Consider the following 22,438-nt stretch of genomic DNA (forward strand, 5'->3'; position numbering starts at 1 on the left):
TAACAAAATCTCATGGGGCAATGCACATACCTATACGTGTAATCATCTTTTGCTGCCTCTCTTTCGCAGCTTGCCAAAGCGGTAACCTCAACGAGGGAAGCACGGCAGACAACGAGCAAAAATACTGCTTTTTGCGCTTGGAGGGTACGCAACTACAAGACTCCGCTTATATTCAATGGGTAGCACGGGATGAAACGGTAAGCGGCATCTTCAACGTGATACCGTATGAAAAAGATGCCAGAAGAGGCACAGTACTGGGCACATTAGAGGACGATGTCTTTGATTTAGTATGGACGTTTTCCCAAGAGGGCATACAAGATACCCTTCGTGTCGTTTTCAAACTAGATAATGGGAAGCTCCTACAGAAACCGCTTTCGGTCGATACCCTCACCGGGCGACAGCTTACGCTGGACAGCAGTCCGTTTTCATCGGTTTACGAGCCTATTGATTGTGCAGCTACAAGCGAAGAAGGCTATGTTGGCTTGCCGTAAAGATATCACGCCATACCCGGTTTATTTCGGAGGTGGCATCCGCACCCACCAATCCCAGGTATGGGTATACGGCAATGACCCACTCGCGGGATACCTTAACCAACCTTCGGCTGTGCTTGCTTACGGCTTCCTGCACTTCCGGAGGCAGTTCGCCTACGCGAAGCAATTCATTCCAAGAGGTATCGAGCACGTCATAGAATGACGACCTGGCTTCCGCAAGTCCCAATTGAGCCTGCTGTACTAAGTTTTGCAACGTCGGCTTACCCAAGGCTGTGGCGTACTCCAAAAAATGCCTTGCCATACCCAACGTATTCACTGCCAAGGTAGCCTCTGCAAACGGAAGGAACGGATAGCGATAAATGGGATGATCCCACGTTGCCGCCTCAGGCGTAATCAAAAAGGCCTGTGATGGGCCCACCCATAGGTCATCAACCGCAAACGAATGGCTGGCGGTCGCTTTCAAGCCGAATGCGTTCCAGTCGTCCATGATTTGCACGTCTGACCGGGGAAAGAAAAATGAGCGCACAAGCGGCTCCCCTGTTGCGTCCAGCAAGTCCTTGCCGTCTTTTTCGAGCACACAGTTTGCCGTGAAATGTGTAAGGTGCGGTGTGCCGGTGGCGTAACGCCATCGGCCCGACACACGGTATCCGTCTCCCTCGGCAACAGCCTTTCCAGTTGCCTGTCCGCTCCCGCCCAAGCATACGCGCGGGTCGGCGAAGACCGGTGCGGCAACCGAACGATCCAGGTAACCCACGAACAGGTTGGCGCCAGCACATAGCGTCACGGTCCATCCCAAGCTACCGTCAATCCATGCCAGCTCCTCTTCCAACCGTACACCCTCGGGCAACGACAATTCCAATCCACCGAGGCTGCTTGGCACGAACAGTTTAAACCATCGGTGGTCATAGACAATGGCCAGCTGCTCGGGTGTAAGCATCCCACTGCTTTCGGCATGGCCGGCGTTGCCACGAAGCTGCTCAACCCATGCAGACGACACGGGCGCGTCCCGGTATTTCATTGGTTCATTCATACGTCCATCCTCCCTTCTACGCGTTGGCGGCGGATAATGCGCTTCCAATCGATATACCCGAAAATAGCGACGACGAAAAGAAACAACGTTAGCAGCGCATAGAGGTGGAGGCCTTTGTACGCCAACAACGGAATGGCGAAAGCATTACTGATGTTCAGCCATATCCAATTTTCAATCTTGCGCTGTGCCAACAACCACATCCCTGCCCACGCCGTGGCGCTTACCCAAGCATCCCACGCGGGCACCGTGGAGTCTGTAAAATGGATCAGCGCAAAATACAATACGGGGAAACCGATGGCGACAATCAGCAGGGTGATGTACCAATCCGTCCGTTTCGAGTAGGCCGCTACCACCTGCGGCTGGTCCTGCCGCGCCACCCAATGCACCCATCCGTAGATGCTCATCACGAGGTAATAGCCGTTTAATAGGATTTCGGCGTAGAGGCCTGCTTCATACAACACGTAAACAGTAATCAGTATACTGGCGATGCCGAATGGATAGAGCAATACCTTGTTGGCTTTCGCAAGCAACACTTGGATAACCCCACAGATCACGCCGATCCAATGGAGTAATGGCGTTTGCTTGAGTTGTCCCGCCAATTCGTGGAACCAGTTTGCGACGTCTGCCACGCCTATACGGATTCGAGCGTATGTTCCAGTTTCAGTATCGAAGCCGACCGCTCACGCGTTTCCCGGCACAGTTGTGCATCTTCGGCAATGGATTGGCTGAACGAGGGGATCATCTCACGTAGTTTACTGAGGTATTGGGCAGTTTTGGCACGCTCGGGGAAACATCGGGCCAGCAGATCGACCATGATAGACACGGATGTGGATGCGCCCGGTGACGCACCGAGGAGTGCCGATATGGTACCGTCCGCGCTGCTCACCACTTCGGTGCCGAACTCAAGTATGCCGCCGTGCTCTTCATCTTTCTTGATGACCTGTACCCGTTGGCCAGCAATTTCCAGTTCCCAATCTTCCTTGCGTGCCGTAGGCACATACGCTTTCAACGCCGCCAGCCGGTCGTCCGGGCTTTGCCGTACTTGGTTGATCAGGTATTTGGTGAGCGGAATGTTATCCATCCCTGCGGCTAGCATGGGACGGATATTGCTGAGCTTAATCGACGCGGGGAGGTCGAGCCACGAGCCATTTTTAAGGAACTTGGTCGAAAAGCCCGCATACGGACCAAACAGCAATGCGGTTTTCCCATCAATAACCCGCGTATCCAGGTGGGGAACCGACATGGGTGGTGAACCGACGGCGGCTTTGCCATATACCTTGGCATGGTGCTTCGCGATGATCTCGGGGTTCGTACATTTCAACCATTGACCGCTCACGGGGAATCCCCCGAAGCCATCCGCTTCTGGTATACCCGACTTTTCGAGCAAGAGCAACGAACCACCACCGGCGCCAATAAAGACAAATTTGGCAACTACCGTTTTCTTTTTATCGGTAGTAAGGTTTTTCACTTTCACCTTCCAACGGCCGTCATCAGCCCGCTCGATATCACGCACCTCATTGGCCAACCGGAGCTTGACCCCGTTTTGCTGTATCAAGTGAAGAAATAGGGCGCGCGTCAACGCGCCGAAATTAACATCGGTGCCGATATCAATCCGCGTGGCAGCTAAGTGTTCGTCGGGCTTACGCCCCGCCATAATCAGGGGAATCCAATCGCGGAGCACGTTATGGTCTTCGGTATAGCTCATGCCGTTGAACAGGTGATGCTCCCGCATGGTCTCATAGCGTTTGCGGAGAAATGCCACGTTCTCATCGCCAAACACGAAGCTCATATGCGGAACGCTCCGGATAAAGTCTTCGGGGCGATCGATGATACCATTGGCGACCAGGTAAGACCAAAATTCTTTAGAAAGTTCAAAGGCCTCTGCAATCTTGATGGCTTTGCTGATAGCTACCGACCCGTCCGCCCGCTGTGGCGTGTAGTTCAATTCACACAGTGCGGAATGGCCGGTACCCGCGTTATTCCATGCGTCGGAGCTTTCTGCCGCCACCTCGTCAAGACGCTCGTATATCGTGATACTTGCACGGGGGTGCAGCTCATTGATTAACGTACCCAGCGTGGCGCTCATGATGCCCGCACCGATAAGAACAACATCTACCTCTTCGGTAGCCTTTTTCGTTTTCTTCGCCATTATATTATAATTGCTGCAAAATTACGGACAGTAATTAAGAAATTCTTCATTTTATGGCTATTAATTACAAAATTAAAACAAACGTTTGATTACTCTTTCAGCACCACACATTCAATCGCAAACAGCTCATTAATAGCGTGTTTCATGTCATTCGTTTAGAAAAACAAAAAAAAACTTGCTAAAACGTTTTTTGTTTGTAATTTAGCCGTTGCAAACCAAGTACTATTATTAACCACTGACTAACGAGCCAGCACAGTTAAAAATTAACTTGTTAAATAAAAAACCAAGAAAAAATTAATTATGAGAATCGTATTTACATTCATTACCTAGTTTTCGTGTCGTCGCGCTTGCGTAGGCATTCGCCATCTATTCCCAACTGATTGTTGTGTCGGTTAGCGGCGATAAGCCTGCCGTGCTAGTTACGCTATTTACTTATGCGAGTTTATCCGCGGAGTATGCACTGCGTGTGCCGACTATTACCGGAATTAACCTTACAAGATACATTCTGAAAAACCAATATATATGCATAATATGAGAATCTTAATTGGCTGTATACTGATGTTATCCATACATTCAGTGTCTGCAGGTTCTATTTTTCGAGCTGGTGTGCTTCATCGAGCAGTTCAAGACACCTTAGTGGAAGCTGCCGGGCAGCAAGATAGCCTTGCAGTGGATTCAGCGGCAACAGGCTTGTTCCCTTCCGGAAGGGATTCCATTTTCAATGATCAGCACGTATTTACCGTGGCATTAGATGCGGATAAAATAGCACGTTTCCCCGCTGCGACGCTCCAACAGTATATGAAGGACCAAGCTCCGGGCCTTTATGTACAAGAGAATTCGGGTGAACCCGGAACGGTGCAGCCCATGTATATCCGTGGAATATCGATGCCTATCCTGGGCCAAAAGGAAATCTACCAGTCACAACCGCTGGTCGTACTGGATGGTATCCCCCTCATTGGCGAGCACCCGTTTGCTTTTGATATTCAGCAGTATCAATTTGACCGTATCGGCACGGCTACTAACCTGCTGACTAACATCGACATGAACAACATTGAATCGATCCAGGTGCTTAAAGACGTTGGAAACACCGCCTTCTACGGCCCACTGGCTGCCAACGGCGTTATCGCCATCACCACCAAGCAGCCCGGTGCCAAGCGGAGCATCAGTTTCAATTCGTATATCGGTGTAGCTCAGCGCCCTACCATCACTACGATCAACGGAGACTACGAAAACGCATTCCGAAAGCAGTTTTACGACCGCTACACGGCCATTGGCCGGTATTCGGCAGACGACGCCTATCCTTTATACTTAAGTGATTCATTGAACGTGGCGTACTATGGGCCTTCCGATTGGTCCGACAGCTATTACCGGAACGGGCTGGTTTACTCGGCCGACGCCGATATTTCAGGTGGGGGCGACCGTGCCAATTTCCGTTTTGCCGTAGGCCACATGCAAAACCAGGGTGTAGCCGACCAAACGGGTATGAAGCGCTATAGTGCGCTCTTCAACATCAACATGAAGCCGACGGAATGGCTGTTGTTTTCGGCGATGATCAATGGCAACCGGGTGGTACGCGACCGCAACCGCACGCTACGCGACCGGTTTTCGACGATGTCCTACATCCCTGATCTGTCATCGCCGCTCTCTCCCAACAACCGCATTTACAGTCAGTACCTCAACCAATTTGACAACAGTTTTGACAACAACGCAACAAACATCGTTGAAGGGCACGCCAAACTGGTCTTCGATCTCGATCGGCTAATGATTACCTCCCGCCTCGCCGTAGACTATAATGAAAGTGGACGGGATCTGTTCTACCCGCGCACGCTGATGGAAGAAAATAGCTTTGCTTCCAATTACTACGGTTATAACCAACGGCTTATTTTCGATAATCATATCTCGTATGACGCTTCAACCGGCGACCAACACAGTTTCCTGATCGAGGCCGGCAATGTACTGCAATGGGACGCTTTTAAATACAACTACGCCTATGCGTACAAAGGCATCAACGATTTCATCAAAATCAACCTACTGGAATCGGACCCCGACGATGGCAACTACCTCAATCCCCTGGCCTTTCCCCGCGAACTCGTTTTCAAGTTCTTGGATTATACCAACCAGAACTTAGTATCGTTCTACGGCCGTGGCACCTATCGTTTTGACAACCGGTATACCGTATCACTCCTGCTGCGCACCGACGGTTCGTCTAACGCCCAGCCCACCAACCGGTGGCTGTTTACGCCGACCTTATCGTTTGATTGGAACATCAAGAATGACCTGTTGGCGGATGCCGCTGCATTCTCTACATTTAACCTCCGTGCCAGTGCGGGGCGCTTAGGCCGCCTCAATGTATTCGACAATTTTTCCCAAGGCCCCTCCTACTCCACTTTTGTGGGATACACCGGCAACGTAATCACCCCCGGCTACAACGGCTTCGGCGTGCTGAACCGACCCTATGATTTCGGCTGGTCGGGCTACGGCATCCCCTGGGCATATAGCGACCAGTTAAATATCGGGTTAGACATCGGACTTGCCAATGAGCGTTTCCGCATCAACCTGGATTGGTACACCAAATATGACCGTAACCAGTTGCTCGGCATCCCCTCGTATGCCGAATTCGGCTACCGCCAGTCGTACAACGCCGGCATGGATGTGAACAATACGGGGGTGGAGCTACTATTGGGTGTTGATGCGGTGAAAAAGGATAATTTCACCTGGGCACCATCGCTGAACCTCAATTACAACACCAACCGGCTGGTTAGCTTACCCGGCGGGCTTAACGAAATCGTCATTAACAACCGGCTATTCCGAGTGGGTGAGCGCATCGACCGTTTCTGGATACTGCAGAACGAGGGCATATACTTGACGGACGACGAAGTCCCGACCGCCGAAGGAAATACCATGACCTACAGCGGCATCCCGCTGCGCGCCGGCGACCCCCGATGGGTAGATGTCAATGGAGACAACATCATCAATGACGCCGACCGTGAGCTAACGGGAACGATTTTACCGAAAGTAGTCGGCGGATTCATGAACCAGTTCACGTATGGCAACTGGAATTTGGATGCACATTTCTATTTCAACATCGGACGGAATGTGCTGAATGCCGAAATGGCCAACCGGTTTGATTTCATCAACCGCGAAGGGGTTACCGAAATGAACTCGGTGAAGGAGATCACGTTTTGGGAGAAACGCGGCGATTATAGCCGCTATCCGCTTTACAATCCCTGGAGCAACGTCATTCCCTACCGTAAAGAGCAGGATCTTTTCCTCGAAAACGCATCCTTCATCAAGTTGCGAACCGTTTCGTTGGGATATGATCTGACCGATCTGCTGAACAAAGGTTCGAAAATAGGCCGCATGTTCATCTATTGCACCGGCCATAACCTGTTTACACTTACCCCGTATACCGGAAGGGACCCCGAACTGGCAGACTTCATGGGGTATGATACAGGCTATGGGCTTCCAATACCGCGGACGTACACATTGGGTGTTAGAATGAGTTTATAACCGACTGGCCAAGAGAAAAAAAAGAAATGATGAATAAATCGACAAATAACCGATTCCTGACAGGTGTGATAAAACTACTGGTTCCCTGCATGGTTTTGCTCGTGGGATTGAGCGGATGCCAGAAGATGCTTGACGTTGACTCTTCGCGTGTAGTGGGCGAAAAAAACATGTGGAACACACTCGAAGATAGCCGGGCGGCTATCATGGGCACCTATGGACTGGTCCGGGCAGCATTGGTAGACCACAATGCGCACTGGTTGTACGGCGATGTCAGGGCGGGTGAATTCACCGCCCCAACGCGACAAGACCTCCGCGCGATTATCATGCAAGACCTCACCGCATCATATCCCAGCATCGAAGCCGTATCGAATTGGCGGCGGTGGTACGCGGTCATCAATTCGGCCAACGTATTCCTCGAACGCATCCACGAGGTGCGCGAAAAAGATCTACGCTACACCGAAAACAATATGGTGGTTGATATTGCCCAGATCCGCTTTTTACGTGCTTTTGCCTATTTCTACATGGTACGTATCTGGGGCGATGTGCCGCTCATCATCTCGTCGTACGATGGCCGGTTTGAAGATAAGCCGCGCGAAAACCAAGCCAAGGTACTGGCATGGGCAGAGCAAGAAATGCTCGCCGCCGCGGCCGACCTTCCCTATCGCTACAGTGCCGGCGACGAACAGCAACAAGGAGATTACTATAATGAAGCGGAGAGCCGTTGGAATGGAGCTTTGGCTCGTAAGCTTTCCGCATATGCGGTACTGGCCCACCTTGCTGCTTGGCAGGGCAACTACCCCGACGCGGCCATCTATAGCAAGTTCGTGATCGACAACTACCAGCGCGGCAACAACGACTATATTTCAACCAGCCACCTTACCGATGCGAATGGCTTTTTCTACGATAAACGGCACAACCAACTCTTCGGCTTCGCGTTCGTGTGGGCACACGTGGATGGATCATTTACGGGGCACGTTGAAGAACTCACGTTGGCCGAACCGGTGGTTAATAAACGCATTCCTGACATTTACCTGCCGAAAGACTCGATCATCAGCATTTTCAACGAAGCTGGAGATGAGCGCTTCAGTCTCGATACGTTGGGCACACCTGTATCCGATCGCTACTTCACCAACTACAACGGCCGATACCCGATTTTCAGCAAAATCAAATGCATCATGGGCGGTGTCTCCGACCCTACCTTCCGCTTCTATTCGAGCGCACTGGTATTTACCCGGCTGGAAGACATCACGCTGCTCCGTGGCGAAGCATTAGCCGTACTTGGTGAACGCCAAGGCGCCATTGAAATGCTCAACGCCATCCGCACACGGCGCGGCTTAGACCCTTACAATGAAGACATCAACGGCGATCTGCTCAATTCCATCTTCCGCGAACGACAGCGGGAGCTGATGGGCGAAGGGCACAGGTGGTATGACTTGATACGCTACAACCGCATCCGGCCTAGCCACCCCGTTGTAGCACCGCTGCTGGCTGACAATGGCCACCTATGGCCGGTAGCACCGTCATTGCTGGCTCAAAACAAGAAATTGACTCAAAACGAATATTGGAAATAACGAATCGGACAACAACATGAAACACGTTATTAAATCATACGGATATCCATTAGTGCTTCTACTGCTTGTCTTCGCCTGCGCTAAAGACCGCGGATACTACCAGCCTGACGAAATCGACAAGCACTTTAACGGTGACACTTACGCTTACCTTCAGAGTAAGCACGGTGTCTACGATTCCCTGCTGCAAGTCATCGATCGGTTAGGACTGGAGCAGACCCTCCGCGATAGTAACATTACCGTATTCGCGCTCACCAACGAAAGTTTCCAATTGGCGATCACCAACCTCAACAACATCCGTTACCTGGCCGACCGCCCTTCGGAATACCTGGCCACCATCGATCAACGCCATTTGGACACCATGCTCACGCAATACATCATCCGCGGCAAATACCCCACGGATTCCATGCTGCTGCAAGATGGCGTCAATTTGCAGGGGATACGCCATGGCTACCCGATGCACGCGAAATTAGCCTATACCAATTCCTCTGGATTCGTCGACGGCGGCCCGGAAACCATCGATTTCAGCGATACGAAGAAAAGCCAATTCCGGCGTAACTGGTTCACAACGACCACCGGCTCTGTTAATATTGAAACCGACAACGCGTTCGTCCATGTGGTAAACAGTGACCACGTGTTCGGTTTCGGCGATTTCATCAGTCGACTAACGTTCATACCGCCACCACCCAACCTGTTCCATTTGGTGGGCGGCGAGTGGTCCACCTCCCGGGAAAACTCGGGTGGCCCAAATCATATCGAAGCCGCCCAATTTGCATTCGATGGAAACCGCGAAACCAAGTTCCTGCTAGGGGGCTTCGGCGGGGCTTGGCTGCAATTCAAACTGAACGAGCCAACCGTTGCGGGTGCCTATACCATTACTTCTGCCAACGACTTCCCCGAGCGCGATCCAATCGATTGGAACCTTGAGGCTTCGCATGACGGGGAAACGTGGGTTACCCTGGATTCACGGGCCGGCGAGATTTTCGAAGAACGTTTTCAGATGAAAGTCTACCGCATCAATAATCGGGTGGCTTACCAATATTACCGGCTCAACATCCTTCGTAACCGGAGTGGGGATACCATGCAAATGGCCGATTGGTCAGTAAACGCACCCGACCAAACTGAGGATGGGGATGCACAAGATTAAAAGTTAATGCCACAATACGAGCGTATATGACAAGCAATAGGAAAATACGGAGAAACATAGGCCTGAGCATATTGGTTGCGGGCTCCATTCTCCAGGGATGTGAGAAAATGTTCAACCTTCCCGAAGAAAAAGAATACATCAGCGAAAACATCAACTACGGCAGTAAGATATTGGAACCAATCTTGGGACGCACGAACCTCATGGGCCAGTTCAATGCCGACGCGTCCACCATGCCGTTGACGTTTGAAATCGTCAATGCCCGCTACGGCGACGGGCGGCCGGTAACCGACCTATTCCAGGTAAGGCCCACCTACGTATGGACAGCCGCCTACGACGGCCTTGAAACCTCACTCGAAGAGATTGAGGCGAAACGGAAGTTGGAAGACCGGCCGCTTTTCGAGGTACGCGAATCGGGGCAATTCATCCTTTGGGCGTCAGCCAATAGTGAGCTGATTGAACCGCGGCCGGAAGACACGACCATACTGGTACAAGAAACGCGGTTCTTCGACCTTAAAGTAACCAACACGGGTGGCACGGTATATATCCCTGATTTCCAATTCATCCCTTGGCTGGAACGCCCGTACTCCCCGTCGAATGATATCGACCCATACTCAGGAGATGTGGCCCGGGACCCTACGGACCCCGAAAACCCCAACAAGCGGGACTACATCCGCCCACGGTTGGATAATGTAATCGGCGAGAAGTCCAACCGGCCCTTGCAAAGCAACAACCAGATCAAGGATGTAGTAGTGTATATCCGGCCGTTCGAAGGCGGTAATGGACACAACCTGCGCTTTAAATTCATGGATCCTGACGACAATTTTATCGATCCCGACGCATTCAACGAAACCAAGTGGGGCACGTTGGTGCATGGATTCAATATCGAGAAAACAACGGAATATGTCCAATACGACGTCGCCTACCCCATCCCGCTGGTGAATCTCCAGACCCCATACACGTCCAGCGGTGGGACCAATGCCTCCGTTTCTTTCCAATATTCGCGGAAAGGGTTCGGCGGTGAGCTAACCTATGCGACATTCGGCTTGGACTTCAGCATTTTCCGCCCCGGCGACTGGGAGATTGTATTCCATTTTAGAAATGAATTACCAAAGTTTGAAGATGAATAACATGAAGGCATTGTTCACCCTATTAACAGCAGTAGTCCTGCTGTCTCAAGGCCATGTTGCCCGTGCCCAAACAAATATAACGGTTACCGGCCACGTCATTGACGAGAACCGGCAACCTTTCGGCGGCGTTACCGTATTAACGGGTAGGCCCCTCAGGGCGCTAACATCCACAGACGATAACGGAAATTTCCGGGTATCTGTGCCCGCCAATGCCGTGTTGGTGTTCCGAATCGTAGGCTACAATGAGCGTTCACAGAATGTTGGCTCCGGACGGACGGTCCTCAACATACAGCTTGCGCCGCTTGACAACCAACTTGAAGAAGTGGTTATCCGCGGATACCAGAAGCGCTCCAAAGAACTAAGTACCGGTTCTTCCTTCGGCTTGAGTGGCGACGATGTGCAAGACGTCCCCACGGCCAACATCGAGCAATTGCTCCAAGGACGTGTACCGGGAATGAACACCCAGATAACCACGGGTGCCCCCGGCTTTCGTGGTTCTACCCAGATCCGCGGGCTCTCAACGGTGTCGATGACCGGTTCGGGCAACCAGTCCTTCCTGCAGCCCACATCACCGCTCTACGTGATCGACGGCATACCGATGGATGCGGACAGGGCTACCGAATACGGCTTCCAACAGCAGGGCCCTGGCATCAGCCCGCTTTCACTCATCCCGCAGGAAGACATCGCCAGCATCGAAATCCTGAAAGATGCACAGGCTACGTCACTCTACGGCTCAATGGCCGCCTATGGGGTCATCATCATCACTACCAAGCGCGGAAACTCACCGATTCCGCGCGTGCGCTACACGCACAATTCATTCATCCGTACACCACCCAAGCTGCGTGAAACGCTGGGTGGCAATCTGGAGCGGCAACTCAAACTGCAACAAATCTACGGCAATGCGATGTCCGTTAATGATATCTGGGACATCTCAAGTACACCGTTTCTTTCCGACAGCCTCAATGCCTACTGGAACAACTCCACCAACTGGCAGGACTATTATTACCGTACCCAGTACAACCAAAGCCACAACCTGCATATTGACGGAGGCGACCAACTGTTCAACTACAAAGCCAACCTCGGCTATTTCAGCGACCAGGGCATCATCCGCAATACCGGCTTCACGCGGTACAACGCCAACCTGCGCATGGAGTATCAACCTGAAGACCGGCGGTTCCAGATTATCGGAGCGGTGACGGGGCAACTTGGCCAACAAAGCGTGGGCGACGGCATTGGTATGTTGCAAACCGGCGTGGCAAGCAACGGGCTTTCCTCTACCCTGCTGCCGCCACCTTCTTTTTACCAAGCGGGTGGCAGCCACAGTTCGGTACTGGCCACAGACAACGATAACGCGACGCGACTTATCCGCGCCAATCTCGAAGGAAGCTATGAATTTATCCAAGGACTGCGCGCCAGCACCAGCGTAAGTTACGAGTACGAATCGAAGACCGAAGACACCTTCACACCGGCTGTGGCCAATAATCAATTCGCGGAGGTGTACTCTTACAACGGACGCACCACACAACTATACAACCGCAATAGCTTGAATTATTCGGCTACATTCAACGATAACCATAACCTATTCATCAACTTCTTCAACGAGTTTCGCATCGCCGGGCGTCAAAGCGCAGTAACGCGGAACGAACGGAGTCCTAATGACCAATTGCAAGGCCCCCTTGGGTACGATGGCTACTTCTCGCGGGGTGGTGGATTGTTGGACGACTATACCGATGAACGGGCCGCTTCATTCGCCTTGGCGGCATCTTACGATTTCAACAAACGTTACGTGGTGGATCTCTCCTACCGGCTCGATGGTTCGTCGGCCAATGGCTTTGAAAACCTATACGCCCGCAACCCGGCCATCGGACTCCGCTGGAACTTCGACAAAGAGCCGTTCCTGGAAGGATTGGAATGGCTCGACTACGGCGCGATCAGGTTGAGCTGGGGTGTCAACATCATCCCTACGGGTACCCTAGAACGCATCTATGGTAGATTCGACATCACCGGCAACTACAACGGGCAGCAGGGCATCGGCTTGGATTTCGACCAAATCCCAAATCCGGGTCTCCAACCGAAAACGAATACCCAATACAACGCCGGGCTCGATTTCTCGCTGTTCAACAGCCGTGTAGAAGTGATTTATGACACCTATTTCAAAAAGGTTGAAAACGAGCTGTTCGAGCAGTTCCTGCCCAACACCACCGGCTTTAACAAAATCTTCAGCAACGGTGCCGGCATCGCCAACTATGGGCACGAATTGTTCGTCATGTTCCGTCCGTTGAACCTGGATAGCGATTTTAACCTCACCTTTTCGGTAAACGGCGCTTACAACAAAGATGTGTTGCTTTCGCTGCCCGACCACTATTCCGGCCAGTTTATCCGCTGGGATTTTGACGTCAATCAGTACAACCAGCACGTGATCCTGCGCGTCGGCGGGGCCACTTTGGCTAATTACCTGTACGTCAACGAGGGCGTGTTTGCCACGGATGCTGACGTGCCGGTAGACCCGGTTACGGGCCTCCGCTACCAGACCAACGGCCAGGCCTTCCAAGCCGGCGACCCCATGATCCAAGATGCCAACAACGACTATTACCTCACCACGGAAGACTACCAGCGTACGGGCAACTCCCAGCCGCTGTTTACGGGCGGAGCATCCATCATGCTCAATTACAAAAACTTCGGTTTTAACCTCAACGGCTCATTCACCGGAAAACGGACGATCCTCAACAATGCACTTGCGCAGCGTCTCGGCCTGATGGGCAATCCGTTCGGCAATCGGGTAGTCGTACCGTTGAACGACGTGGACATGTGGCGCCAACCGGGCGATCAGGCCACTTACCCGTATGTTTATGATTACAAGCGTTATGGTGCCATACGGCCGGTACGCTTTGACCAGACCCTATGGGCCGAAGACGGCACCTATTTCAAGATCAATAGCATTGTCCTTTCCTACATGTTCGAGCGGGATCTGGTCCGCCAATGGGGGCTGGACAACCTACGGGTGTATATATCGGGTGAAAACCTGCATACTTTCTCGAGGTTTACCGGCCCCAACCCCGAAAACGTGACGACGATGGGCCGTGATGTTTCCGAGGGCTACCCCGTGCCCCGCACCTACAACGTCGGTTTAAACATTGGATTCTAAGCGCGATATGATTATGAGAACAGTTAAATGGATAATAATACTCACCTTGGCGGTAACCGCTTCCTCCTGCAAGGAATTCCTCACGGTACAGCCGGTAGACCGGCTCACCGGGAATAACTTCTATCTTTCAAAAGGTGATGTAGAGGCCAACGTGGCCAATATGTACAGCATGTTTTTCGAGAAAATCAACGAGAGTTGGGTCATCGGAGCCATCGGCGAGACACGCTCTGGCGAAGTGTTCGCTTCGCCGGGTGCCAACAGTTACAGCGCCCGAAGGGTAGTCGAATTCCTCGGTAACAACGACATGCTTTCCGTCATCTCTTCGGGCACACCGTGGGATTGGTATAATTATATCAACGTGACGGACTGGAAGCGGTATTACCAGGTCATCCAAACCGCCAATATCCTGATAAGCAAGCTGGAAGAAGGCATACCCGGTCTCAGCGAAACAGACAAATCCCGATACATCGCTGAAGCGACCTTCATGCGCTGCTTTACTTATTTCTGGATGGTGCGGCTGTATGGCGACGTGGTTTATTACACCGACCCTTACCACGCCGAGGAATTGGCCCGCGAGCCCATGGTATCCGTACTGAACAAATGCTTGGAGGACCTGCGCCCGCACAAAGACGCACTTCCATGGCAGTTTCCCGATCCGGCATTGAAAGGCGCGCGCGCATCCCGCGGCAGCATCATTGCCCTGCTTATGCACATGAACATGTGGAACGCCGGCTTTGACCGCAACAGGCGCGAACAGTATTACGCCGAGGTTGCCGCTTTGGGTACCGAGCTGATCCAGCAGGGCCCCTATCGGCTCTACCCGCTTACCGAAGACGGCTGGGCCACGGTGATGAAGGGCCGGTCGGACGAAAGCCTGTTCGAATTTTACAGGAGCATCAACTACCAGGATGCCAACGCGGCGCTGTCACCCTTCGGCGACCATTTCCTGCGTTGGCCGTACAAGTTCCCACGCTTCAACAACCAGATCAGCCATTGCTATTTCATCGATACATACATGGCCAAGCTATACCCCGCCGGGTTGGCCGATAAGCGTGCCGATTTCTGGTTTGACGATATGCTGTCAAACAGCGGGCAGTTCACGGCAGTCAAATTCGGCTTCAACGTTTATGCATCGGGCAACGAAGACCGCAACCCCGACAATACGTTCATGATTTTCCGATATGCCGACGCCATCCTGTTACATGCAGAAGCACTGGCTGAGCTATCGCGGGACACCGAAGCGATCGCGTCGCTCAACCTCATCCGCAACCGTGCCGAGGCTACGCCATATACCGGTACCGGCGGGCAGGAGCTGAGGGATTTCATCTTTTGGGAACGCTGCCGTGAATTGTTTGGCGAGGGCCACCGTTATTTCGACCTGGTACGTACGCAACGCATCATGAACCCCACGTTCGCACGGAACCCGTTGAACTCGGACCAGTACAACCGAAGGGCGTGGACATGGCCCTTAAACCCATCGGCACGGATAAACAATCCGAAAGTCGTACTCAATGAATATTGGCTCAACTTCAGATAAATTACAGATACAGCGTGAAAAAAAAAGTTGAAATGATGGAGCATACAATAAAACGACGCATATTTTGGCAGTTCACCGCCCTTCCGCTGCTGGTGGGGTTGGCTTGCCTTTCTTCATCGTGCGAGCGCGATGACTATTACCTGGACGGCGGGTTGGCCAGTCCAACATTCAACGGCACGATGCTGGAATACCTCGATTCAAACCCGCAACTCGACACGATTGGCCAATTGGTACGACTGGCCGGTTTGGAAGAGAACTTCACCGCCGACGAATTGACTTTCTTCTCGCCCAGCGATGTGAATATCAAGCTGCTGCTTGGCCGGGTGAATTACCAAGGCACCGATCCCGGTTGGATGGGCAATGGCGCGAACCAACAGCTTTACAACCTCGGCTTGGACACCATCCAGACCTTGGCCGATGTCGACTCGGCCATCTGGCGGAAATACCTCCAACGATATATGTTTCACGGCAGACATAAGCTGAGCGACTACCCGCAGATCGACTTCAGTGTGCTCAATACCTTCGGTGGTCAGAACTATTATGCTTACAACAACACGGTGAGCAACATCGGCGTGGTATTCAACGATGCGGTCAACGACGAGGGAAAACCTACCGAATCCCGACTGAAGTATATGGGTTACCGGCAGCTTCATATTTCGTATATACCCAACGTTTCTATTCCCGAATCTTGGAACACTGCGCCGGTAGCTTCGTCCGACATCCAACCCAGCAACGGCGTGGTGCATGTATTGGACTTCACTGGACGTGGGTTTGGCTTTATTGGGTTTGGCTTTAATCAGCAGGAAGTCATCAATGATATCATTCAAAGCAAGCGATAAGACGTAAACGAAGATAACTATGCAATCAATAATAAAAACAATCGTTGTACTGGCCACGTTGGGGTGCTGCTGCTGGTCGTGCAGCAAGGAAATGATACCGGAAGAACCGTATGGACCCGGAAAAGAGCCTTTGGGAATTACCGTGAACCGGAACCAGGCCCCCACTCCCGCTTCCGGCCTTCCAGGCACCGAGGTCACCATTAAAGCATCAGGACTGCTGCCGTTCCGCGAAGAGCTGGTCTTCCGATTCAACGGTGAAATCGCGGAAATCACCGAAGTAACGGAAACGGAAATCAAGCTTATCGTACCCGATTTTGCGAGCACGGGGGTAACCACCGTCTCCATCGGCGACGTCGTGGTATTCGGTCCGAATTTTTCTGTCACCGGCAAAATCAACGTCGACCCGACCTTCAATGCAGCGCGCGGTACCGACGGGAGTGTTGAGCAAGTCATCTGGACCGAAGACGGACGGATGCTGTTGGTCGGCAACTTTACCGACTACGACAACAAGGGCGTCATCCGTCGCATCAACCGCATTGCCCGTACGTTTTCTGACGGCACCTACGATGCTAGTCTACGCTCCGGTCTCGGCGCAAACGGAGCCCTCAATGATATTGTCCCTTTCAATAACGGCTACCTCATCGGTGGCGCATTCAGCGGATACTCGCAACGGAGTACCGACATCAGTAACCTCACGAAGCTAAACGGCAACGGCACCATTGACACGATGGGTATTCGCCCCTTCCGGCGGCCAGACCAGTCGGATACGATAAAATACTACCCGAGTTTCAACGGGGGCTTCGATGGGCACGTAGGCCGTGTTTATCCGCAAGGAAATAAGGTCGTAGTAGGCGGCGGCTTCCGCTATTACATCAGCAGGCAATATGATAAACCCAACCGGCTGGAAACACGCGATTCGGTCATCATGGATAGCGTGGAAGTACGGCACTTGGCCCGGTTGCATGCCGACGGCACCTTGGATTCGACCTTCCGGTTTGACGAGGCTGCCGACCGATTCCGCCCCGGTGGCAATGGTGACGTTTACACCATTGTTCATGATGGTGGTACACACAACGGCAAATTTATGGTTTATGGTAGTTTCAACCAATTTGATGGCGTGCCGGCCGGCCGGATACTTCGCCTGAATACCGATGGTTCGGTCGACGGAACCTTCAATCCCGGCGGATCGGGAGCCGACCAGTCCATCGCCAAACTCTTTTATAACGCTACGACACGGAAATACATCATTGCCGGTAATTTCCGGCAGTACAACGGAAAGCCTGCCAACCGCGTAGCGGTATTGAACGAAGACGGCACGCTCGACGAATCGTTTGTGGCCAAAACGTTCGATGGCAGCGGCCCCAACTTTGCCAAACAGCTGAGCGACGGGAAGATCATTGTCAGCGGCGATTTCCGTACGTATAATGGCGTCGCGCGAAACGGGTTTATGGTGCTCGACGAATCGGGCAATCTCATACCGGGTTATAATGCGACCGGCATATTCGACGGTACAATAGAGAATATCGTGGAAACGACGGGGCAGGATGGCCGCCGGGCACTCCTTATCTATGGCGAATTCAGCCAATTCAACAGCAAGGATGCATACAACTATATCCGTGTAATTATTGAATAACTAGTAAAACCATGCGTTATACAATCCATACCAAAATAACATCCCCATCGGCCATACTTGCCCTGATGGCCGCCACCCTCATCTGGTCATGCAACCAGGAATTTGCTAAGGTCATCCCGGAAACGGACCCGGTCGACTCGGTTGAAGTGGCTTTCGGCTCGCCACGTGTGCTCTATATCATTGCAGACGGCGCCCGCGGCAAATCGGTACGCGAGGGTGACTTCGCCCATATCCACTCGCTGCTTCCGAATGCCATATACTCTTGGGAGTCACTGTCTGATGAGGAAACATCGCCACAGAACGGTACCAACTGGGCGGATTTGCTTACGGGTGTGCAAAAAAACAAGCACGGTGTTGTGGGAAATGACTTTTCCAGTGCCAACCTGGAAAGCTTTCCATTGATTTTTGAGCGCATCAAAGAGGCATTACCAACGAGCAACGTGCAGGTATATACATCATCTTCGGCATTTCACGACCACCTCACGGCCGGTGCCGATACTCGTACGCTGTTGGATAACGATGCCGCGGTACAGGCAGCAGCAGCCAGTGCACTGACCGAAGACGACATTACCGTAGTAACCGCGCACTATACCGATGTAGACGAGGCCGGACGCCAGCACGGTTACGATTTATCCGTACCGGAGTACCAAGCCGCACTCACCCAATTTGACGACCGTGTAGGCGAGCTCCTACAAGCGCTGCGCGACCGCCCCAATTACAGTTCGGAGAACTGGTTGGTGGTCATTACATCGAGCAAAGGTGGTGATTTCGAAGTCCCCGAATGGGAAAACGACAACACGATATTCAGCGAACCGGAAGTCAATACTTTTACCATTTTTTACGCCAATAGGTACAACACGCGGATTATCAACAAACCGTTCCTGGGCATCCGGTTCCAGGGCGATTTTGTCCATTTCCGTGACCAGGTACGCGGCGAGGTAACGGCCGGAAACAACGATTTTTACAATTTGGACAACTCGGCGTTTACCATTGAACTGAAAATCAAGAAAAACCCTGGACCGGACAATAACTTCGAATACCGGTACCCGGCATTACTCTCCAAGCGGAACCGTTGGAGCTGGGATGACGTGGGCTGGACCATCTTCCTCGAAGGCCGCGGCTGGCAGTTCAACGCCCGTGGATTGGGCGGTAATGTAGGCCAGACAAACGGTGGTAACCTGGCCAATGCCACATGGAACAGCATTGCCGTGGTGGGCGTCATCCGCGACGGGGAGCGTTTTGTGCGCACGTATACCAACGGCCAATTCAACAACGAAGTCAATATCACGAACTACGGTAGCATCACCAACGACCTACCGCTGATTCTTGGATCCCGAAACGAGGAGGGGCAGGCAGACTGTTACATTGCAGACGTCCGTTTTTGGAAGGTTGCACTGCCCGAGGATGTACTGCGGCAATATTCGTGTGAAATCGGCGTTCCCGAAGACCATCCTTATCACGATTTCCTTGCCGGTTTGTGGCCCGTGGTCGGATCTGAAGGCAATGAAATCAAAGATGAGGGACCATTGGGAGGCCACATGACCCTTTCGGGTGATAACATCACGCGCGATCCCCTTGCTGACTACGTATGTGCACCAAGTTCTGAAGATTTGGGCGAAACAGTGCCCCGCAATATTGATGTTGCCGTGCAGATCATGACGTGGCTCAAGGTTCCGCGCCAAGAAAACTGGCAATTGGATGGCCGGGTATGGCTCGATCAATAAGTGAGCTGTTCATTTAACTAATTTAACCGCATATGATTAGGTCAAACATAAAATCCCTGGTTTACGTAGCACTCTTGGCCACCGGCTTGTTGGTGGCAGCGTGCGAGCAACCAGCACTGGAAACATTCGATTTAGATCACAACAACCCAACCACGGTTTCGCCAGATGCCGACATGGGTGAGGTTCGCAAAGAAGGTGAGCTCATCGTCGTACCGCTAGCCGTCACCTTGGCGCAACCTGCATCGAAAGCCTTCCAGGTTGAATTGCAGCTCAATCCCGACACCGTCGACCAGTTGATCGGTAGCGGCGAACTGGATGACGTGGTGGCCATACCGAGGAACCAGGTAGCTATTCCAACAGCCGCCACCTTCTCGTTCGGCGCCCGAAGTAGTGCCTTTGAAATTTCCATCAACCTTGGCTTCCTGGAACGCAATTACGGGAAACGCGTGGCGTTCGCCTACCGATTGGCCAACCCCGGCAAAGGCAACACGATAACTGCCGAGTCATCCTCAGCCGTAGTGGTATTGAATACCGCCGATATTCTGCAACCTAGCGAAATCCGCTACCTGTCTATCACCAATGGCGGGGGCGGCATACTCGAAGCGCGCAACCGGCAGAACTACCAGTCGCAATCCGGCGGAATGAATGTGCCCTTGGGCATTTCGCTGGCCGGCGTCCCGGGCAAACCGTTCACGGTGCGTGCCCGAGTTAATACCGATACGATTGCGACGCTCATCGAAGCTGGGGTCTTACCGGAAAATACGGTAGCGTTGACCATCGAACAAGTGACCATGGATACCGTAAAACGCATCGCGTCCAATACCAGTTCGGCGCCATTGGATCTCTTCGTACAGTGGTCTGTTGTAGAACAGCACCCCGATGAACTACTGGCCGTGGCCGTGACCCTCGATGACCCATCCATCCACGTGCTGGATGAAGAGAAAAAATCGGTCATCGTGCTTATTCATCCGCAGCATGTATTGGAGGTAGACGTGACCAACCAAGGTACCACGTACAGCGTAAACCGCGATCATCCCGACGGTCCGGGACATGGCGAAGGCTCGCCGAAACTGGTTGATAACAACGTCAACACCAAATTCCTGGTCCGCGACTTCCGCGGTGATCTCTGGGCGCAGCTCGTGTTTGAAGACGCGACCAAGATCGGCGCCTATACGCTCACATCCGCAAACGACGCCCAAGGTCGCGACCCCAAGAGCTGGCGCATACTGGCTTCCAACAACGGTACGGATTGGGTGGAGCTAGACAAACGCACGGAAGAGGAATTCCCGCAACGTTTCCAAACGCGTCGGTTTGAGTTCAACAACACAAACAGCTATACCCATTACCGGATTTACTTTGACGAGAACCGGGGCGACGGGCTCTGGCAATTGGCAGAATGGCGTCTCATCCGGATCCCCTAGAAAAAACAATTGACGAACATAAAGATTAGGCAATAAAAGCAAGTAAAATCATGATAATGAGAACGATAAACATCATGAAATGGATAACGGCCCGCGGCCCGTGGGCACTATTGATTGTACTCTTCTTCGCCTGCAAGGAAGAACCCGCTCCCATACCCGAGCCGGATGAGCCGAAACCTCAGGCGATGTTTGAATTCGAACAGATCGACCCCGACGACCCGTTCTCCTATTCGTTTACCAACAAGGGCAGCAACTTCTCGCTGGTGCGCTGGGAATTTGGCGACGACAGTGTGTCGTTAGATGACTCGCCTGCGCACACCTTCCTGCGTACCGGCAACTTCCGGGTGACGCTGCGAACAGAAAACAGCCAAGGGTTCTGGGCTGAGAGCGAAACTATGATCAATATCAACCCCGATAGCCTCGTGGAGGTCGCTACAGCGCCACAACCTGATGGCAGCCTTAGGCTCTCCGTAGCCTCGGATATCGCAATTGACAGTGTCTTTTGGTACAAAGGCGTGGGCACCGGTGGGGAGTTCATAACCAACGACGGTACGATCAGTATCTCGGTAGATCAAGGGCAATTCGAGGATTACACGCTGCGCGTGAAAACCCCGAATGGATCGTATGCGGAAATCAACCGTCGACTCACCGACCTTGGCGTGGTGCGCGATCTCACCACCGTGAGGAACATATTCCGCGTATCACGCGATAATGATGGTGGCCAGTTTGCCGGCGAGGGGTCGCTGAAACTGATTGACAACGATACCCGAACGAAGTTCCTCCAGTTCAATTTCTCAAACTTCATATGGTTCGAGCTGGAGTATTTCGAACCCGTTATCCTCGGTGCTTATACCTTTACCTCGGGTAATGATGCACCCGAGCGTGACCCGAAAAACTGGCGATTGGAGGGATCGATGGACGGCGAAAATTGGACGATGTTGGACGAGCGGACCGATGAGGTGTTTGACGAACGCTTCCAAACCCGGACGTTTATTTTCGAAAACAAAACCGCCTATCGGTTTTACCGGGCAACGGTGACCACGTTGAATGGAGCAGGTCTATTCCAATTGGGCGAATGGCGGGTACTGGCGCTGCCGCAGGGATAATGGTGTGATCA

Annotated in this window: 15 protein-coding genes; 12 read left to right on the forward strand and 3 right to left on the reverse strand. The window is 52.5% G+C overall.

Annotation, left to right across the window (positions count from 1 at the left end):
- The first annotated feature begins 20 nt into the window (after positions 1 to 20).
- Positions 21 to 491 carry a hypothetical protein gene (locus tag VNQ80_RS03835; protein WP_325636131.1) on the forward strand — a complete coding sequence of 157 codons (471 nt, stop codon included), beginning with the start codon at positions 21 to 23 and terminating at the stop codon, positions 489 to 491.
- On the opposite strand, the gene VNQ80_RS03840 is transcribed toward VNQ80_RS03835, so the two are convergent.
- Genes VNQ80_RS03840 through VNQ80_RS03850 form a run of 3 tightly spaced genes read right to left on the reverse strand, consistent with a single transcriptional unit; the run spans position 457 to position 3,670 of the window.
- Positions 457 to 1,521: an acyl-CoA dehydrogenase gene (locus tag VNQ80_RS03840; RefSeq protein ID WP_325636132.1), complete on the reverse strand. Its 1,065-nt coding sequence runs from the start codon at positions 1,519 to 1,521 to the stop codon at positions 457 to 459. The genes VNQ80_RS03835 and VNQ80_RS03840 overlap by 35 nt on opposite strands.
- The gene (gene pnuC, locus VNQ80_RS03845; RefSeq protein ID WP_325636133.1) at positions 1,518 to 2,150 is read right to left on the reverse strand and encodes a nicotinamide riboside transporter PnuC; all 633 of its coding nucleotides are present in this window, start codon (positions 2,148 to 2,150) and stop codon (positions 1,518 to 1,520) included. The genes VNQ80_RS03840 and pnuC overlap by 4 nt, the downstream gene beginning before the upstream one ends.
- Before the next feature lie 2 nt (positions 2,151 to 2,152).
- Positions 2,153 to 3,670 (reverse strand): malate:quinone oxidoreductase, encoded by a 1,518-nt coding sequence (locus VNQ80_RS03850; RefSeq protein ID WP_325636134.1) that lies wholly within the window; start codon positions 3,668 to 3,670, stop codon positions 2,153 to 2,155.
- 606 nt (positions 3,671 to 4,276) lie between these two features.
- Here VNQ80_RS03850 and VNQ80_RS03855 point away from each other — a divergent pair.
- The 11 genes from VNQ80_RS03855 to VNQ80_RS03905 are packed head-to-tail and all read left to right on the forward strand — an operon-like array spanning position 4,277 to position 22,427.
- Positions 4,277 to 7,180, forward strand: a complete 2,904-nt coding sequence (locus VNQ80_RS03855) for a SusC/RagA family TonB-linked outer membrane protein (protein ID WP_325636135.1) — start codon at positions 4,277 to 4,279, stop codon at positions 7,178 to 7,180.
- Positions 7,181 to 7,206: 26 nt separating this feature from the next.
- Complete coding sequence (locus VNQ80_RS03860; RefSeq protein ID WP_325636136.1) at positions 7,207 to 8,751, forward strand: RagB/SusD family nutrient uptake outer membrane protein; 1,545 nt, start codon at positions 7,207 to 7,209, stop codon at positions 8,749 to 8,751.
- A 16-nt stretch (positions 8,752 to 8,767) separates the two neighbouring features.
- Positions 8,768 to 9,895 (forward strand): discoidin domain-containing protein, encoded by a 1,128-nt coding sequence (locus VNQ80_RS03865; protein WP_325636137.1) that lies wholly within the window; start codon positions 8,768 to 8,770, stop codon positions 9,893 to 9,895.
- A gap of 26 nt (positions 9,896 to 9,921) precedes the next feature.
- Positions 9,922 to 11,022, forward strand: a complete 1,101-nt coding sequence (locus VNQ80_RS03870) for a DUF5007 domain-containing protein (RefSeq protein ID WP_325636138.1) — start codon at positions 9,922 to 9,924, stop codon at positions 11,020 to 11,022.
- Complete coding sequence (locus tag VNQ80_RS03875; RefSeq protein WP_325636139.1) at positions 11,015 to 14,167, forward strand: SusC/RagA family TonB-linked outer membrane protein; 3,153 nt, start codon at positions 11,015 to 11,017, stop codon at positions 14,165 to 14,167. Before VNQ80_RS03870 ends, VNQ80_RS03875 begins: the two co-directional genes overlap by 8 nt.
- Before the next feature lie 13 nt (positions 14,168 to 14,180).
- A complete protein-coding gene (locus tag VNQ80_RS03880) occupies positions 14,181 to 15,704 on the forward strand; it encodes a RagB/SusD family nutrient uptake outer membrane protein (RefSeq protein ID WP_325636140.1) in 1,524 nt (507 codons plus the stop codon).
- A 32-nt stretch (positions 15,705 to 15,736) separates the two neighbouring features.
- Positions 15,737 to 16,543 (forward strand): hypothetical protein, encoded by an 807-nt coding sequence (locus tag VNQ80_RS03885; RefSeq protein ID WP_325636141.1) that lies wholly within the window; start codon positions 15,737 to 15,739, stop codon positions 16,541 to 16,543.
- Between the two features lie 19 nt (positions 16,544 to 16,562).
- The gene (locus tag VNQ80_RS03890; RefSeq protein WP_325636142.1) at positions 16,563 to 18,176 is read left to right on the forward strand and encodes a DUF5008 domain-containing protein; all 1,614 of its coding nucleotides are present in this window, start codon (positions 16,563 to 16,565) and stop codon (positions 18,174 to 18,176) included.
- 11 nt (positions 18,177 to 18,187) lie between these two features.
- Positions 18,188 to 19,900, forward strand: a complete 1,713-nt coding sequence (locus VNQ80_RS03895) for an alkaline phosphatase family protein (protein WP_325636143.1) — start codon at positions 18,188 to 18,190, stop codon at positions 19,898 to 19,900.
- A 32-nt stretch (positions 19,901 to 19,932) separates the two neighbouring features.
- Positions 19,933 to 21,321: a discoidin domain-containing protein gene (locus VNQ80_RS03900; RefSeq protein ID WP_325636144.1), complete on the forward strand. Its 1,389-nt coding sequence runs from the start codon at positions 19,933 to 19,935 to the stop codon at positions 21,319 to 21,321.
- 56 nt (positions 21,322 to 21,377) lie between these two features.
- Positions 21,378 to 22,427 carry a PKD domain-containing protein gene (locus VNQ80_RS03905; protein WP_325636145.1) on the forward strand — a complete coding sequence of 350 codons (1,050 nt, stop codon included), beginning with the start codon at positions 21,378 to 21,380 and terminating at the stop codon, positions 22,425 to 22,427.
- The last annotated feature ends 11 nt before the right edge of the window (positions 22,428 to 22,438 follow it).

The organism is Parapedobacter sp. (assembly GCF_035556095.1).
Taxonomy (GTDB): domain Bacteria; phylum Bacteroidota; class Bacteroidia; order Sphingobacteriales; family Sphingobacteriaceae; genus Parapedobacter.